Origin of the sequence: Vibrio sp. T13N (assembly GCF_032970445.1) — a bacterium.
Classification (GTDB): domain Bacteria; phylum Pseudomonadota; class Gammaproteobacteria; order Enterobacterales; family Vibrionaceae; genus Vibrio; species Vibrio diabolicus.
Genome location: NZ_JAWJYE010000004.1, coordinates 160,819 through 177,182, shown reverse-complemented (window position 1 = coordinate 177,182; position 16,364 = coordinate 160,819). Strand labels below are relative to the sequence as shown.

The following is a 16,364-nucleotide window of genomic DNA, read 5'->3' as shown; positions in this document are numbered from 1 at the left end:
GTTTAATTTATTGAAGATTAACTAAATGACTGAATCTTTTGCTCAACTCTTTGAAGAGTTTCTAAACGAAACAGAATTCCAACAAGGCAGCATCGTTAAAGGTACTGTAGTAGCTATCGAGAACGGTTTCGTTCTTGTTGACGCTGGTCTTAAGTCTGAATCTGCTATCCCTGCTGAACAGTTCAAGAACGCTGCTGGCGAACTTGAAGTTGAAGTTGGCGCTGAAGTAGACGTAGCTCTAGACGCTGTTGAAGATGGTTTCGGTGAAACTCAACTTTCTCGTGAGAAAGCTAAGCGTCACGAAGCTTGGATCGTACTTGAGAAAGCTTACGAAGAAGCTGAAACTGTTGTTGGTATCATCAACGGTAAAGTTAAAGGCGGTTTCACTGTTGAACTAAACGGTATCCGTGCTTTCCTTCCTGGCTCTCTAGTAGACGTACGTCCAATCCGCGACACTGCTCACCTAGAAAACAAAGAGCTAGAGTTCAAAGTTATCAAACTTGACCAAAAACGTAACAACGTAGTTGTTTCACGTCGTGCTGTTATCGAATCTGAAAACAGCGTTGAGCGTGACGAGCTTCTAGAAACTCTACAAGAAGGTTCTGAAGTTAAAGGTATCGTTAAGAACCTTACTGACTACGGTGCGTTCGTTGACCTAGGTGGCGTTGACGGTCTTCTACATATCACTGATATGGCTTGGAAGCGCGTTAAGCACCCATCTGAAATCGTTAACGTTGGTGACGAGATCCAAGTTAAAGTTCTTAAGTTCGACCGTGAGCGTACTCGCGTATCACTAGGTCTTAAGCAACTAGGCGAAGATCCATGGGTAGCAATCGCTAAGCGTTACCCAGAAGGTCACAAACTAACTGGTCGCGTAACTAACCTAACTGACTACGGCTGCTTCGTTGAAATCGAAGAAGGCGTTGAAGGTCTAGTTCACGTTTCAGAAATGGATTGGACTAACAAGAACATCCACCCTTCTAAAGTTGTTAATGTTGGCGACGAAGTTGAGGTTATGGTTCTTGAAATCGACGAAGAACGTCGTCGTATCTCTCTAGGTCTGAAACAGTGTAAAGCTAACCCATGGCAGTCATTCGCTGAAGCACAAGCTAAAGGCGACAAAGTTACTGGTAAGATCAAGTCTATCACTGACTTCGGTATCTTCATCGGTCTAGAAGGCGGCATCGACGGTCTAGTTCACCTATCTGACATTTCTTGGAATGTTGCTGGCGAAGAAGCTGTACGTGAGTACAAGAAAGGCGACGAGATCTCTGCAGTTGTTCTAGCAGTAGACGCTGAGCGTGAGCGCATCTCTCTAGGCATCAAGCAAATGGAAAACGACCCATTCAATGCTTACGTTGCTGACAACAAGAAAGGTGTTCTAGTTAACGCTACTGTAACTGCTGTTGACGCTAAAGGCGCTACTGTTGAAATCGCAGAAGGCGTTGAAGGTTACATCCGTGCTTCTGAAGTATCACGCGATCGCGTAGAAGATGCTTCTCTAATCCTAAGCGCTGGTGATGTTGTTGAAGCGAAGTTCACAGGTGTAGACCGTAAGAACCGCGTAATCAACCTATCTATCAAAGCTAAAGACGAAGCTGACGAGCAAGAAGCAATGGCATCTATCAACAAGCAAGATGACAATGCATTCGGTAACGCAATGGCTGACGCTTTCAAAGCTGCTAAAGGCGAATAATATACTCGCTTAAGCAAAAAAGGAGCCGCAAGGCTCCTTTTTTATATTTGAGCATATTTAAGTAGTAATACTAATGACGGTAAACTATCTTAATAAAAGGCATTTCTTCATTGCGCATTTTGCATAAAATTTGTCTAGAATTGTCAGCAAGTGTTTGTTGGAATTAGTATTACTTACTATAATAAGTGATAAAGATACTCAAAGAGGGCAACTATGACTAAGTCTGAACTGATTGAAAGACTCTGCGCTGAGCAAACACACTTATCAGCGAAAGAGGTAGAGGATGCTGTAAAAGATATTTTAGAGCACATGGCCTCTACGCTAGAGAGCGGTGACCGTATCGAGATCCGTGGCTTTGGTAGTTTTTCTCTTCATTACCGCGAGCCTCGCGTAGGTCGTAACCCTAAAACGGGCGATAAAGTGGAATTGGAAGGTAAATACGTTCCACATTTCAAACCTGGTAAAGAGCTTCGTGAGCGTGTAAATATTGGCTAACGCACTCTTATTAGTTTGAAAAAAGCGGCATACGTTTGTGTATGCCGCTTTTTTGTAATGTGTCCAAGCAGTTTACGAAGCGAGCTGTTGATTCTGGCTGTTTTCTTTGCAGCTTTCTACACCCAAGTAACTTTAACTTCTAGGCGTGTCTACAAACTAAGCATCTTGAGGTTACTTGGGTATAGATTATTGCTAATATACGTAGTCTGAAGAAGCATTTTCCTGCATAATCTTACCGACTTACTCCTAGAAGGGTGATGTAAATGAAAATTATAAAAATCGTTGCTGTTTTAGCTCTCTTTTTAATTGCATTGGCGTTAGGTTCTCAAAACCAAGAGCTAGTGACTTTTAACTATCTTCTAGCCAAAGGAGAGTTCCACTTATCTACACTATTAGGTGTGGTATTTGTGGTTGGCTTTGCTTTAGCGTGGGTTATCTTTGGTAGTATCCAGCTGAAAACTCAGCTACAAGTTCGTCGTTTAAAGAAAAAGCTGAAAAAGTACGAACCTACAGATGCAAACAAACCTGCTGATAAGCCAGCCATCGAAAAACAGGCATAAGGATAAGGCTTAACTTTAATGCTTGAACTACTCTTCTTGTTATTGCCTATAGCTGCTGCGTATGGCTGGTATATGGGGCATCGCAGCGCTCAGCAAGACAAGCAGAAGCAATCTCATCAAATCTCTCGTCAGTATATGACGGGTCTTAATCTGCTGCTCTCTGACCAATCAGATAAGGCTGTTGATCACTTTATTGAATTGCTCCAAGTTGATAACGAGACAATCGATACTCACCTTGCGTTGGGTAATTTGTTCCGGTCTCGTGGCGAAGTCGACCGCGCAATCCGAATTCACCAAAATCTCATTTCTCGCTCTGGCTTAACACTGGATCAAAAGAATCTTGCACTTCAACAGTTGGCGAAAGATTACATGGTCTCTGGTTTTCTCGATCGTGCAGAGAAAATCTTCGAACAGTTAGTCGAAGAGCCAGATTACAAAGAAGCGGCCCTTCAGCAATTGGTAACCATTTACCAACAAACACGTGAATGGGAAAAAGCAATTTATTACGCCAATCAATTGGCTAAGTTGGGTAATAAACGCTCCAGAATGCGTGCGAATATTGCTCATTTTTGGTGTGAAATTGCCATGCTCGACCAAGCCGATGGTAATACTAATAAGGCAATACAGCACTTTAAAAAAGCCCTAGCAGAAGACCCAAAGTGTGTTCGAGCGAGTATTGCTTTGGGACGAATTTATCTAGAGTCTGAAGATTATAAACACACGATAAAATACCTAACGGGTGTGCTTGAGCAAGACAAAGACTTTATCAGCGATGTCTTACCAACCATTGCAGAGTGCTACCATCATTTGGGCCAGGAAGATGAACTTGTAGAGTTTCTGCGAGCTTGTATTGATAAGAAAGCAGGCGTATCAGCCGAGTTAATGTTGGCTCAGTTGGTTGCTCACCACGAGAACGTAGGGGCTGCACAAGAGCTGCTGACCAAACAGCTGCTGAAAAATCCAACCATGAAGGGCTTTTATCGATTAATTGACTACCACATTGCTGAAGCAGAAGACGGTCGCGCGAAGGACAGTCTATCGACGCTACAAGCGATGGTGGGTGAACAGTTAAAAGTGAAACCACACTACCGATGCCGGAAGTGTGGGTTTTCTACTCATTCCCTTTATTGGCACTGCCCGTCCTGTAAAGGGTGGGGGACGATCAAGCCAATCCGCGGATTGGATGGTGAATAATTTTAATGCAGCTGGCAGAATTTCTGTCCGCTGCATTTTTTTAACTTTTTATTTAATAAGAACCAAAATAGTTAGGAGATGAAATGATCGACCAAAAAGTTATTGTCGCACTGGATTATGATAACCAAGCAGACGCACTTGCGTTTGTAGATAGAATTGATCCTGCGTCATGTCGCCTAAAAGTTGGCAAGGAAATGTTTACGCTATTTGGTCCTGATTTCGTACGTGAACTCCACAAACGTGGTTTCTCAGTCTTCCTGGATTTGAAATTTCACGATATTCCAAATACCTGTTCTAAGGCGGTCCGCGCAGCCGCGGAATTAGGGGTTTGGATGGTGAATGTGCATGCGAGCGGTGGTGAGCGTATGATGACGGCATCACGTGAAATTCTTGAGCCATACGGTAAAGAACGCCCATTTCTGATAGGAGTAACGGTACTAACCAGTATGGAACAAAGTGATTTAGCGGGTATTGGTTTGAACATTGCGCCTCAGGATCAAGTTATTCGTCTGGCGACATTGACCAAAAACGCTGGTTTAGATGGTGTCGTATGTTCAGCTCAAGAGTCTTCATTGCTTAAGAGCGAACTTGGTCAAGACTTTAAGTTAGTTACACCAGGAATCCGACCTGCTGGCTCTGAGCAAGGTGACCAGCGCCGTATCATGACACCAGTAGAGGCTATTCAGTCAGGCTCTGACTATCTTGTTATTGGGCGTCCAATTACTCAAGCTGTGGATCCTGCTGCAGTGTTAAAATCGATCAATGATAGCTTGTCTAGTATGTAAGCACAGTCTTGTATTGTATAAAGAAAGGTGAGGCTGTGATGCCTCACCTTTTTTGTATCTAATAAAAATACCAACCGTAGTAAGCAACTGCTCATTTTTACCAGTTGTATCTGCTCGCTTACTTGCTTGCTTTAATTGGTGTAGGGGGGATCTTATTCGGATAAAGGTTCTACGGTTTATTATGAGGAAAGTAGGGCTTGGTACTATATCGATCACACTTTTGTAACATAACTCACTGTGATGTATAGAAAATGCGACCATGTATTATTGATGACTTGCGTTACAAAAGCCTAAAGAATACTATGGCGAAGATGCATTCACTGCGTTGTAAGGTCTAGGATGACCTAGTGAAACTCTTTGAAATTAATATAGAAGCTGGCAGGAAGTCACTTCATATTACGCTCCTATTATTTCCTATCTGCGTATTTTCTATTTGCAGCTTTCACACTCCGTCTTCCTTGCTACGACCTTAATCGCAAACACAACAAGGAAGAAACATGACTAAAAAACTGCCATTTTCAGTACTTGCAACACTGACCGCTGCCAGTTTTCAACTGAGTGCGGCAGAGCTACCTGCTGATATAGAATGGATTTCAAATAACAATGAACCTCTGTTCGCCTCTGAAGAAGCGGTACGAGGTGGTACTTATCGTACTTACATTCAGAGCTTTCCTCAGACATTACGAAGTGTTGGTCCAGATGCGAACTCCGGCTTGCGCCAATATTTAATGGATGGTTCACCAAAGCTTGCTCAGCGTCATCCAAATACTGGTAAATGGATCCCCCAACTTGCTAAGTCATGGGCATTTGGAGAGGACAACAAAACCGTATTCTTTAAGCTTGATGAAACGGCCGAGTGGTCAGATGGTGAAAAAATTACGGCAGATGATTACGTCTTTATGATGAAGTACTACACGTCAAAAGACATTATCGACCCGTGGTACAACGACTTCTTCACGAACAGCGTTGTTGGTGTTGAAAAAATTGACGACTACACGATCAAAGTCAATCTTGCTGTAGCTCAAAGTCATGACTCGCTCATGGTTATGATTAACATGCCGAGTAATGGTTTTCAGCCTCGTCCGGAACACTTCTTTGAAGGAGAAAAGGACGCAAATAACGATGGCATGCCTGATAACTTCGTCAGGAAGTTCAACTTTAAATCTGAGCCAACTGCGGCGCCTTACTACATTGATAAAGTGAAGAAAGGTAAGAGCGTGACATTCAAACACGTGGGCGAAGATTGGTGGGGGTATAACAACCGCTACTATAAAAACCGTTACAACGTAGAAAAAGTCCGCATTAAGGTGATTCGCGATCCTGATATTGCCATGAAGCACTTTGAGAAAGGCAACTTGGACTACTTTGAGATGGTGCTACCAAGCTTTTGGCATGACAAAACCGATAGTGATGTGTACAAAAAAGGCTATATCCAAAAGTACTGGGGCTTTAACGAAGCACCACAAGGCGCTGGTGGCCTTTGGATGAACACCGCGATGCCGATGTTGGATAACCTAGAAGTGCGCAAAGGCGTTATGGCAGCCACTGACTATGACGGCATGATTGAAAATATCATGCGTGGAGATTATTCACGTAAACCACATGGACTCGGCTTTGGTCATGGCGAATACGATGATCCTAACAATACACCGCCTAAGTTTGATGCCGATACGGCGGTTAAACATTTCGAAAAAGCGGGCTTTGACAAAGTTGGCGCAGACGGTATTCGTGTCAATGACAAGGGCCAACGCTTGAGCTTTGCTATCACCTACGGATACAACTCTTGGACACCGCGTATTGCGTACTTAAAAGAGCAAGCGAAACTTGCAGGTCTTGAGTTCACGTTAAACTTGGTTGATGGTTCATCTGCGTTTAAATACATTCTTGAGAAAAAGCATCAGTTAGCGTTCTTGAATATGGGTTCTGGTGAGATTCCTGCGTATTGGGAATATCTACACTCGGATAATGCGAATCGACCACAAACGAATGCCCACACCAACTACAGCAGCCCTGAGCTGGACCAGTTGATTGAAGCTTATGACTCTGAGTTTGATCAGGAGAAGCGTTACGATTTATCGCATCAAATCCAAAACTATGTCAGCAAAGCGAATATCATCGTTCCTGGATACATGGTGCCTTATTCTCGAGTTGCACATTGGCGCTGGGTTAAAATTCCTAAAGATGGCATGACAAAAGCGACAGAATGGGTGCTTCATCCAATGGATATTGGTAATTTCTGGATCGATAGCAAAGTAAAAGAAGAGACTGAGGAAGCGATGGACGAGGGTAAAACCTTCCCAGAGACAACGGTTATTGATGATCGCTACAAGTTGTAACTCCACAACTTAGCGGCGATAAAAATGAAAGCCCCGGTAATTAAGTTACAGGGGCTTTTTTATTTTTACTTAACTAAGTAAGACGCTTCTAAAAGGTAGGTTTTCACATCACCAAGCAAAGAGAAGGCCTTGTCGATGGTTTTAAATCGCTCATCAAGTGAGTCACTAGATATAAGTTGGCTGAACGTTTTTACCGAGAAAGCTTCGTTTGCTTTAAAGAACTGATGCACATTTTCAAGCTGAACTTTATGAATATGCTCCACCTTATTTAGGGCGGTGGTTAAATCGGAAATGTTAATCGACATTGCTACTCAAGAACCTTATCAACAAGACCTCTACATAAGGTCATAGGATGGGGCTTTATATTTTGCCGTAGAGTAGCACCAAAGAACGGATTGCAGTCTGACTAAGATCAATTTGTCTCGCTTGATTATCTACATCTATTTCGATCGAAAAACTTCTCGCAGCACAAAAAGGGAAGCAACTTGCTTCCCTGTAATTAACATCGATCTTAGATTTTTTTGGCAATGTCCGAAGTCAGTTCTTCCAACCCGACGGACAGTGCGTCGACAAGTGCTCCATAGCCTTCGTCCTGTAGAGGCTGAGAGATTTGTATTGGTGCACTGTTTTCTACCTTACCTTCAGCATTGATGAGTAACCATTCCCCCTCAATTTCGATATTGCCTTTGTAGCTACCATTAAATTTATTTAACGTAAGCTGTAGTTTGGCTTCACCATTTTGATCCAACAGGTTGTTCATTTCAGTCGGCCAGTAATGAGTCTGTTTGTGGCGTAGTTCTGTGACGACTCTCTGAGTGATTTGCTCGGAAATACTATGCGCCCATTGATTGTTTCTTGCCTGGATAACTTGAGTCTCAGAGGTTCGGTAAACGATACCACTGTCGTTTAAATAACTTGCCAGTTTTACTGGACGAACAACTAAAGTAGGGCGCTGTGAGATATCAGAAGAGCTCAGAGTCACTGGTTCCGCCTTAGGTAGAAGGTACAAAGCCCCTTTAGTTTCTGGAGCGCTACTGCAACCCGTTAGACCGACAAATAGCGCGATAGACAAAAAGAATACTCGTTTCATTAGTTTTGGCCTTTAACTGGGATTGGGTCACTGATTTCATCTTCTCCAAACACGAGAGAGTTTGGCTTTTCGTTTAGCTGTTTAAGTACGGGTTTAAACTCTGTCATCACGCTTTCTAGTTCTTTGAGCGTGGCTTCCATTTCATTGTACATGGTTGAGTTTGGTCCATAACCATCGAGTGTTTTTTGCAACTGCTGCAAGCTTTGGCGAATATCTGTTGGGATCTCTTGAGTCTCTTTTTGATTTAAAAGTTTATCAATACTGTCCGCGACACGTTCTGCTGACGCCAACGTCTTTTCCGACGTTTTTAACGTTGAATTGAGAGAGTTAAGCGTTTCTTCCATTGGTAAGCTATTAATCTTATTTAGGAAGTCATTGACTTGGCGCTGGACTTGGGCAAAACCACCACGCATGGTTGGGAAAACATCTAAACCTTCAAATTCACTTGGAACGTACTGATCATCATTAGGGTAAAAGTCTGCATCAATATAAAGCGCGCCAGTTAACAAGTTACCAGTCTTTAAGGTGCCACGGAGACCGCGAGCAAACTCTTCCTTCAACTTCTCTTTGAACATAGATAAAGATTGGGATTCTAAATCTCCGTACACTCGACCGAGCTCAACGCGCACCAAAACAGGAATTTTTTTCGCAGAGAAGTTTTCTTCTGGTGTTGGTAAACGCATCGGTACTCTCGTTACGGTACCAATACGAAGACCGCGGTACTCAACAGGCGCATTCGCTTTTAAGCCACGTACCGATTCATCAAATAACATGACGAACTCAATGTAGTCATCGTACATGCCTTCTCTCAGCTGCTTAATATCATCGTACAAGCGGAAGTTAACCATGTCTTCTGTGAGTAGTTCGCCGGACTCAAGACCTGGAACGGTATCGAAGGTAACGCCACCCGTTAGCATGCTCTCTAGCGAGCCAAACTTAACTTCAAACCCTTCGGCATTGAGCTGTAAATCAACACCAGAATTCAGCCAAAACTTAGTACGAGTGCGCACTAAGCTGTCATAAGGTTTGAAAATAAAGAGTTGATACAGCGCCTTGCGAGTATCAACATCAAAGCTGGTTTTCTCTACACGACCAACGGTAAAGCCTTTATAAATAACCGGGTCACCAACACCTAGTTTGCCAGCTTCGCGGTGCGTTAATACAAGACGCAGGCCTTCTGCATCAGGAGAAGCGACCGGTGGCACATCTAATACCGTAAAGTGCTCCTTTTCTACTTTAGATTTACCCGGCTGAAGTTGGATATAAGCGCCAGAGAGCAAGGTCTCTAAACCTGAAACACCATCACGGCCAATTCGAGGCTTCACCACCCAAAACATGGTGTCATTTCGCAGCATGCGCTTCGCGTCTTTATTCATCTGCGCCTTAGCGATGATGTGATCGTAGTTTTCACTGAGAGTAACTTCAGTAATCAGTCCGACTTTTACATTCAATGCTCGGATCTCGGTTTTGCCAACCTCAATCCCATCTGCGGTTGGTAGTTGGAGAGTAATTTGTGGGCCTGTACTGTTGATGTATTGGAACAGCATCCACGCTCCCATGGCTAGCGCAAGGATCGGTACAATCCAGATTGCAGAAATCTGCTTTTGCGGTTTTATTTGAGCGGTTACGTTGTTCTCATCACTCATATTTGGCTTTCTCGTTTAAGTTGTCAGAAATCGGCTCCTGCACTTCGTTTTGTGGCAACTGCCACAACAAACGTGAGTCAAATATCATTGCAGAAAGCATAGTGAAAATGACCACTGCCGCGAAAGAGAGCGCAGCAGGGCCTGGATAAATCGCCATTAAGTTTTGCAACTGAACCAGTGCAACTAAGATGGCAACGACAAAGATATCGATCATGGACCAACGACCAATAAACTCAGTTAAGCGGTATATCTTTAAGCGTGAAATACTTTCTTCAGGAGGAAGATATCGCGCTTTTTGCGCATTGTAATACAGCCACGCGAGTGCCAGCATTTTCGCCATTGGAATGAATACGCTAGCAAAGAAAATTACCATCGCAATAGGGTAAGAACCTAAATGCCAAAGCAGTATTACCCCTTCCATGATAGTTGAACCTTCTGAATGTCCAAGGCTTACGGTATACATCATTGGGTAGAGGTTCGCTGGGATATAGAAAATGACTGACGCAAACAAAAGCGCCCAAGCTTTTTGTAAATTATCTGCTGGGTTGTATTTATGAATAGGGCTTTTACAACGAATGCAGTATTGGTGCTTTTTCGCTTCAATTGGGTTGAGTTGGTGACATGTATGGCAACCAATATGGTTGTGGTTATGGTGTGTATCGCCCTCATTTACATCGGGCAGCACGATGGCTGGAATGAAGTGTCCCCAGAGCCAGCTTTTGTCAACCATAGAAATACATTTGACTACCAGTACGGTATAAACGCAGAACGCCCAGAATGAAGTCCCCATTCCAATGTCTGCCAGAGAAGCGATTTTAATTAAGCTGACTAATACGCCAATCAAGAATACATCGACCATCAGCCAGGGTTCGACTCGAAACAGAAGGCGACATAAAACTTTCGCCATTCGTTGCTGTTTTTTGGATGGCGTATGTTTACGCGCTTTTAATGCTTCGAGATGAAGAAAGAGAATGAGACCGACATAGATAGCAGGCAATACGACGACCGTTGCGAGAAGCAACACACCTAAAAGTACATTTTGAAATTCAGCCAGCATTTTGGCTGCATGCAATAAGGTGATTTCTTGCGATAGCCCTTGCACACTGAACGACATAAAAGGGAAAGAAATGCTTAACACCAACATGATCAAACATGCCGATGAAATGGCGATCACGCTTTGATAGGGTTTAGCATTCACTTTTGTCAGAGAATGCGCGCATCGAGGACATTGAGCTTTTTGCCCTTGATCGATATCGGGAATACGAACAACAAGGCCGCACTCTTCGCATGAAATTAACTGACGGGAATTAGGTTGAATACTCATCGGGTAGGTTTTGGATTCATTTGTCCTAAGAATACTCTTTTTTCATTAGACACGCTTGTTTTGATTCAGGAGTTTACGAGTTTCTTACTTTTGGCACCATAGTATATGGAAGCTCTAAGATATAAACAAAGTCGCGTTTGGCGCATTATTTTACTGCGAAGATTGGTATGTTGGAAGCCGAAAACCACTTAACGTTGCTGGTTTGGAGGGGGGGGGGGCAGTGATTGCTTCAGGAGAGTAAAACAACCCTGCCCAGAGAGCCTGAGCAGGGAGGTGGGAGCACTGGTATTTAAGATGAACGGTTGTCTTTTACTCGACGGTACCGCTCTTGAAAGCATTCGAGCCGACTTGCTTACCACTAAGTGTTTTTCCGTAATAGCCTTGATGTTGGTGATATCTCTCTGCGTTTGCGCTCACGTTGCCTTTAAATCGAGGATCTTGTGGACGCTCGTGGCTATTGACGTATGCCGCGACATCCCACGCTTCTTGTTTGCTTAACTGGACACTTTTCCCAAGCGGCATGTTTTCGTAAATAAAATAGGCCGCGGTGTTAATCCGGTGCATACCTGCACCCCAGTTATACGAATATTCGCCCCAAAGTGGTGGAATGTATGAATGGCCGTCGGTGCCTTTGATACCCGAGCCGTCGGCGCGATGGCAAGTTTCGCAGTTCTTTTCGTAGACCAGTGCGCCTCGCTCTGGTGATGGTTCTTGCTCAGGGGCGGCGATTTTTGGGTAACCACGTCCAGAGAGATTACCTCGTTCTTCAATTGGTAATGCTTGCGCGATGGCTTCTGGCAGCGGGAAGTCTTTTGCTTTTCCACCAACTTGCAACGCTTTAGCATCTAGCTCTGGCACCGCTTCATCGCTCATACCATAACTATCGAGTAATCCACCCATTGCCAACCAATAAGCGTAAGCGCTGAGGGCAACAATTTCGGGTGAGTCGTAAGCGGGGGCTTTGCCGTTCATGGAGTATTCGAAGCAACCTTGAATACGGTCTGCGTAGCTGTTTACGCGATCGTTTTTCTTGCGATAAGCCGGGTAGGCCATGTACGCCGCCCACAGCGGTGCTGCATTGGCTTTTCGTCCTGCTTCCATATGGCAGTTCACACAGTTTTGCTCATTGCCAACGTATTTGCCGCGCATCTGTTGCGAGTTAACAAAGAGCGAGTAACCACGTTTTACTTGCTCACCAAATGCGGTGTTTGGAATTTTACTCAGATCGCGAGGTTGCAAATATTCGCCATGATTTTCTTTTTTCACAGCTGGCAGTTCAGTTTGACGATCCGGTAGTGGCTCGTTGGCCAAAGTAGCAGAGATGAGAGGCAATGCGAACAAAGAATAGAAACGTTTCATGTCTGCTCCTAGTAACGTAATGAGGCAAAGTAGTAGGAAAGGTTTTCAATCTCTTCGTCAGTGAGATTTTTCGCGATAGTACCCATCATATTGAGCGGGTCACCACTGCGAGTGCCGTTTTTCCATGCCATCAATTGCGTTTTTAAGTAATCAGCATGTTGGCTTGCGAGGCGAGGGAATTTGTCGACGCCCATTCCGCTGGCTCCATGACAAGTCGCGCAAGCTGGAATGTTTCTATCCCAATCACCTTGGAAGATTAATTTACGATACGGGTTACGAATGTCGGCTTGGTCGCCGCGTTGCTCTGGGTTAGTGAACTCGTAGCTCGGGAGGTTAGCAAAGTAATCCATGACTTCTTTACGAACGGCAGGATCGCTAAGCTCTTTCGCCATGCCTTGCATGACTACGTTTTGGCGTTCACCACTAAGGAATAGTTCGATTTGAGTGTTGAGATAATTTGCGTTTAAACCAGCGATCATCGGGGCGATATTTGGCTGTCCCATGCCATCTTGGCCGTGACAACCACTACACACGCTGGCTTTTTCCGGAATAGACGAGGCGCTTGCGCCCATAGTGGTGGCTAGCAAATAGGCTGTCACCACTGGAAGAATCTTTGACATGCTGACTCACTTTAATTGTTATTAATATGTCCAAGTGCTACTTGGTAGTCACTGGGACGATATTGTCGGCCTTGTCAATAAGGAAAGGTATTGTGGATTTCCACATATTTAGAGGATGTGAAGAGCTGCTAAATGGCAGCTCTTCAGGTTTGGTTGTCTACTACGCCTTGCGTATTTTGGCTGGCAGGGACTGACGCGCCGCAGCGCCCACTACCCAATCCAACAACACGCCTTTGCCTTCTCTGGTTGGGTCAATTAAGCCAATGTCGTTAATGTTGACGCCATCTTGGCTGCGCGCTTTTACAGGTTGCTGTTTATCGCCAATCCAATGTGAGCGTTGTCCTAGCTCGGTATGGCCAAACCCATGTTCAAATCCGAGTGTGCCGGGGCGAATCCCGCTGACTATCATCGCAAGTGCTATGGTGCTTGCAGATGGAGTCTCGATAACAAACTCATCACCCGTTTTAATGCCTGCGCGCTCGGCATCGATTGGATGGATGTACACTGGGTTTACGCCTTTGATCGAGTTCAACCTTGGCGATAGGTTGGATACCGCACTGTGAATGTTGGATTTAAAGTTCGTCAGGCTGAATGGCCATTCTGAGCTTGGGAACTGGTCTTCCATTGGTGTGCCATCGGCCAGCTTTTGTGGATGCCATGTTGGGCAACCGGTGTAGAAATCACCGGTCATGGTGTTTCTTGCGCTGCCGACACGTTCATTCCATATCGCAACTGGTCGTGTCCATTTATGCTTCATCTGCTCACCTTGATACGCTTCGCTGGCATTTTCAAAGCGTCCACCGCGAGCAAAAATAAACGCCACACGTTTCATCTCATCTGCTGTCAGCGTCTTCTGCATGGCTGGCATTAAACGCTCTAGGCCGGACCACGCAATGTCTTCTGCCGAAACTTCAGGCACGCCGCCTTTCACATAAGCCAAGTTTGCCGCAGAGCGTAAGTAGAAATCTTCGGCGCGATGGAGAGCGTGCCAATTTCCTTGTGCATCTTGAATCGCGTTGTCACCAAAGCCGCCTAGTTGCATTTTCTTGGCGACATCAATCAAAAAGTTTTCTAAGCAAATCGAACGACCATCGGCGGTTTTCTCTGTTCGCGCTTCCACAATCGGCCAGCGAGCGGTGACGGTTTTCACCGGAACGTCGTGCCAAGGCGTTGCCATACCCCAGCTTTCGTAAGTAACGGTGTCTGGCACAATGTAATCCGACAATGCGGTGGTTTCGTTAATGAACGCATCAACAGATACAATCAAACCGAGCTGCTTTGGATCTTTAAGCTTGTCTTCCAGCAGCGTTTTCAAACCGGGTACACCATACATTGGGTTTGCCATGTGGTTGATCCACGCTTTAACGCGGTATGGATAACCATCAATAGCCGCAGACAGGTGCTCCGTTAGCAGTGGCGCGGCGAACGGATACCAAGGTGCGCGAGTAGGGTACGGAGACTCACCAGCCTCAACGCGACGTTTGTATTCGCTGGTTTTGTGGTATGGGAATTTACTGCGTGACAGAAAGACGCCTTTCGGGCCGACTTTGCCAGCAAATTTGGTGAAGTCGTAACGAGGACCCGCAGCGGAAGTTGGGTAGCCACCCGCTTTGGCCATAGCGCCGCCTTTCATATTTATGTTACCAATCAACGCATTGAGCATCATGATGGTAAACGAGTTATAGAACCCATTGGTGTGCATGTTGCCACCGTGGGTATCGACCACCGCTTTTGTGCCATAGCTTGTGAAGCGTTTCGCTAGTTCTGCGATTTGCTCAACAGGGATGTCACATTGTTGGCTGTAGAACGCAAGGCTGTATTTAAACGCCTCTTCTTTGAGCCTTTGTAGAGACGATTTTACTCGCACTTCGCCTGATGCAAGCGAAACCGTTTTATCGACAAAAAGGGCCGCTTCCTCAGCTTGGGTATGAAGACCAAATTCGCCGCTTTGATCATCCACGATGACGTACGGATCGGAGTCAGACAACGCTTCGCCTTCGAATGGCAGGTTCAGATCCGACGCGCGTAAAAACGTGCCGTTTCTCGGGTGCTGCTCATCGCTTATCACGAGATGTGTCGCATTACACCAGTGCGCGGTGCCTGCTCGTTTCATCGCGTTCGCGCCCGGCTGCGCCAAGAAGGTTTTGTTGTAGCGTTGGTTTTCGATGATCCATTGGATCATGCTAAGCACGAGGGCAGAGTCGGTGCCTGGTTTGATTGGTATCCAGCGGTTATTGTCACCTGCCGCCAAGCTTGATGAACCCGCAGGCAAACTTGGCGTGATGATGGTGTATTCCAAGCTGCCTTCTGTTCGCGCATTGGCGAGTTGGCGCGCCTGACGCTTAAAAGGGTTACCCGCTTGAGCAGGTGACATACCAATAAAGATGATGTATTCGGCATTATCGAAGTCTGGTTTTAAATGGGCAAATTTATCCAGATCATTCATAAATGCACCGCTGCCAGCACGAAATGCGTAGCCGCAGTACGAACCGTGGTGCCCAAAGTTTCGCGTACCATAGCTGTTGAACGCGAAGCGCTTGAAGATGTCGTCTCGGCCTTCGTTACCGGCGTTGGTCATTAACAGTTGGTTGGCTTTCGGGCCATATTCTGGGTTTTCAGGATCAACGGGCGTTGTTAAATCGCGAATGTCGCGCAAGCCATCAACATGGCCTTCACCAAATAAATCTCCGCCTTCTACGACTTCTTCTATCAATTGCTCGTAGCTGATCGGAATCCATTTCCCCTCGCCGCGTTTGCCTACTCGTTTCAGCGGCTGAGTAATGCGGTACGGACTGTTGCGAATTTCTAGCATCCCATTGCCACGAGCACAGGCGGTGGAGCGACCTTCAAGACCCGCTTCTCCTGCCAAACTTAAATAAGCATCTTTGACTGGAGTTTCGAACGGAATGTGTTGCTGATGAGACAATGGGTGATATGGGTTGCCAGTAATACGCAAAATCTCGTCGTTACGGTTATCAATGCGCACACGCAACCCGCACAGTGACCAACAGCCAAAGCACATGGATGGAGCGACGCGCTGATTTGGATTCGGGATTAAGTTGCCTTTGTTGTTGACCGTGTACTCTGGTTCAAGCGAGTTACCGTGGTGAATATCACGCGTTTTTTCTCCTGCGGTGCCTTCGAGCGCACCCTCGACCATATGTTTGGTAGTGGTGGCGTAACCCGCAGCGAATGCGCCAAGCCCACCCACTGCAATACCTGATTTCAAAAACTGACGGCGTTTGTTATCCATGATGAA

The 16,364-nt window shown here is 45.4% G+C and carries 13 protein-coding genes; 6 read left to right on the top strand and 7 right to left on the bottom strand.

The window, feature by feature from the left end; all coding sequences use genetic code 11:
• Positions 1-25: 25 nt before the first annotated feature.
• The 6 genes from rpsA to R2S67_RS08365 all read left to right on the top strand — a co-directional run bounded on the left by rpsA (position 26) and on the right by R2S67_RS08365 (position 7,066).
• Positions 26-1,696 carry a 30S ribosomal protein S1 gene (gene rpsA / locus R2S67_RS08390; protein WP_005385817.1) on the top strand — a complete coding sequence of 557 codons (1,671 nt, stop codon included), beginning with the start codon at positions 26-28 and terminating at the stop codon, positions 1,694-1,696.
• 213 nt (positions 1,697-1,909) lie between these two features.
• On the top strand, positions 1,910-2,191 hold the full coding sequence (ihfB, locus tag R2S67_RS08385; protein ID WP_005385816.1) for an integration host factor subunit beta: 282 nt from the start codon (positions 1,910-1,912) through the stop codon (positions 2,189-2,191).
• Between the two features lie 263 nt (positions 2,192-2,454).
• A complete protein-coding gene (locus tag R2S67_RS08380; RefSeq protein ID WP_005397112.1) occupies positions 2,455-2,751 on the top strand; it encodes a LapA family protein in 297 nt (98 codons plus the stop codon).
• Between the two features lie 18 nt (positions 2,752-2,769).
• Positions 2,770-3,945: a lipopolysaccharide assembly protein LapB gene (gene lapB, locus R2S67_RS08375; RefSeq protein WP_005376665.1), complete on the top strand. Its 1,176-nt coding sequence runs from the start codon at positions 2,770-2,772 to the stop codon at positions 3,943-3,945.
• Between the two features lie 83 nt (positions 3,946-4,028).
• Positions 4,029-4,730 carry an orotidine-5'-phosphate decarboxylase gene (gene pyrF, locus R2S67_RS08370; RefSeq protein ID WP_253651825.1) on the top strand — a complete coding sequence of 234 codons (702 nt, stop codon included), beginning with the start codon at positions 4,029-4,031 and terminating at the stop codon, positions 4,728-4,730.
• A 497-nt stretch (positions 4,731-5,227) separates the two neighbouring features.
• Positions 5,228-7,066, top strand: a complete 1,839-nt coding sequence (locus R2S67_RS08365) for an extracellular solute-binding protein (RefSeq protein ID WP_317343229.1) — start codon at positions 5,228-5,230, stop codon at positions 7,064-7,066.
• 65 nt (positions 7,067-7,131) lie between these two features.
• Here the strand turns inward: R2S67_RS08365 and R2S67_RS08360 are convergent, their stop codons facing one another.
• From R2S67_RS08360 to R2S67_RS08330, 7 genes are all read right to left on the bottom strand, one after another.
• Positions 7,132-7,371 (bottom strand): hypothetical protein, encoded by a 240-nt coding sequence (locus R2S67_RS08360; protein ID WP_005397103.1) that lies wholly within the window; start codon positions 7,369-7,371, stop codon positions 7,132-7,134.
• A gap of 206 nt (positions 7,372-7,577) precedes the next feature.
• A complete protein-coding gene (locus tag R2S67_RS08355; RefSeq protein ID WP_046874433.1) occupies positions 7,578-8,156 on the bottom strand; it encodes a membrane integrity-associated transporter subunit PqiC in 579 nt (192 codons plus the stop codon).
• A complete protein-coding gene (pqiB, locus tag R2S67_RS08350; protein WP_253651826.1) occupies positions 8,156-9,802 on the bottom strand; it encodes an intermembrane transport protein PqiB in 1,647 nt (548 codons plus the stop codon). The genes R2S67_RS08355 and pqiB overlap by 1 nt, the downstream gene beginning before the upstream one ends.
• A complete protein-coding gene (locus R2S67_RS08345) occupies positions 9,795-11,126 on the bottom strand; it encodes a paraquat-inducible protein A (RefSeq protein ID WP_006742665.1) in 1,332 nt (443 codons plus the stop codon). The genes pqiB and R2S67_RS08345 overlap by 8 nt, the downstream gene beginning before the upstream one ends.
• Positions 11,127-11,435: 309 nt before the next feature.
• On the bottom strand, positions 11,436-12,485 hold the full coding sequence (locus tag R2S67_RS08340) for a c-type cytochrome (protein WP_253651827.1): 1,050 nt from the start codon (positions 12,483-12,485) through the stop codon (positions 11,436-11,438).
• An 8-nt stretch (positions 12,486-12,493) separates the two neighbouring features.
• Positions 12,494-13,057 carry a c-type cytochrome gene (locus tag R2S67_RS08335; RefSeq protein ID WP_180766580.1) on the bottom strand — a complete coding sequence of 188 codons (564 nt, stop codon included), beginning with the start codon at positions 13,055-13,057 and terminating at the stop codon, positions 12,494-12,496.
• A gap of 208 nt (positions 13,058-13,265) precedes the next feature.
• Positions 13,266-16,358: a tetrathionate reductase subunit A gene (locus R2S67_RS08330; RefSeq protein ID WP_253651828.1), complete on the bottom strand. Its 3,093-nt coding sequence runs from the start codon at positions 16,356-16,358 to the stop codon at positions 13,266-13,268.
• Between the last annotated feature and the right edge of the window lie 6 nt (positions 16,359-16,364).

Coding starts and splice junctions, on each gene's coding strand:
- rpsA (WP_005385817.1), top strand. CDS start 26: ATGACTGAATCTTTTGCTCAACTCTTTGAAGAGTTTCTAAACGAAACA.
- ihfB (WP_005385816.1), top strand. CDS start 1,910: ATGACTAAGTCTGAACTGATTGAAAGACTCTGCGCTGAGCAAACACAC.
- R2S67_RS08380 (WP_005397112.1), top strand. CDS start 2,455: ATGAAAATTATAAAAATCGTTGCTGTTTTAGCTCTCTTTTTAATTGCA.
- lapB (WP_005376665.1), top strand. CDS start 2,770: ATGCTTGAACTACTCTTCTTGTTATTGCCTATAGCTGCTGCGTATGGC.
- pyrF (WP_253651825.1), top strand. CDS start 4,029: ATGATCGACCAAAAAGTTATTGTCGCACTGGATTATGATAACCAAGCA.
- R2S67_RS08365 (WP_317343229.1), top strand. CDS start 5,228: ATGACTAAAAAACTGCCATTTTCAGTACTTGCAACACTGACCGCTGCC.
- R2S67_RS08360 (WP_005397103.1), bottom strand. CDS start 7,371: ATGTCGATTAACATTTCCGATTTAACCACCGCCCTAAATAAGGTGGAG.
- R2S67_RS08355 (WP_046874433.1), bottom strand. CDS start 8,156: ATGAAACGAGTATTCTTTTTGTCTATCGCGCTATTTGTCGGTCTAACG.
- pqiB (WP_253651826.1), bottom strand. CDS start 9,802: ATGAGTGATGAGAACAACGTAACCGCTCAAATAAAACCGCAAAAGCAG.
- R2S67_RS08345 (WP_006742665.1), bottom strand. CDS start 11,126: ATGAGTATTCAACCTAATTCCCGTCAGTTAATTTCATGCGAAGAGTGC.
- R2S67_RS08340 (WP_253651827.1), bottom strand. CDS start 12,485: ATGAAACGTTTCTATTCTTTGTTCGCATTGCCTCTCATCTCTGCTACT.
- R2S67_RS08335 (WP_180766580.1), bottom strand. CDS start 13,057: ATGGGCGCAAGCGCCTCGTCTATTCCGGAAAAAGCCAGCGTGTGTAGT.
- R2S67_RS08330 (WP_253651828.1), bottom strand. CDS start 16,358: ATGGATAACAAACGCCGTCAGTTTTTGAAATCAGGTATTGCAGTGGGT.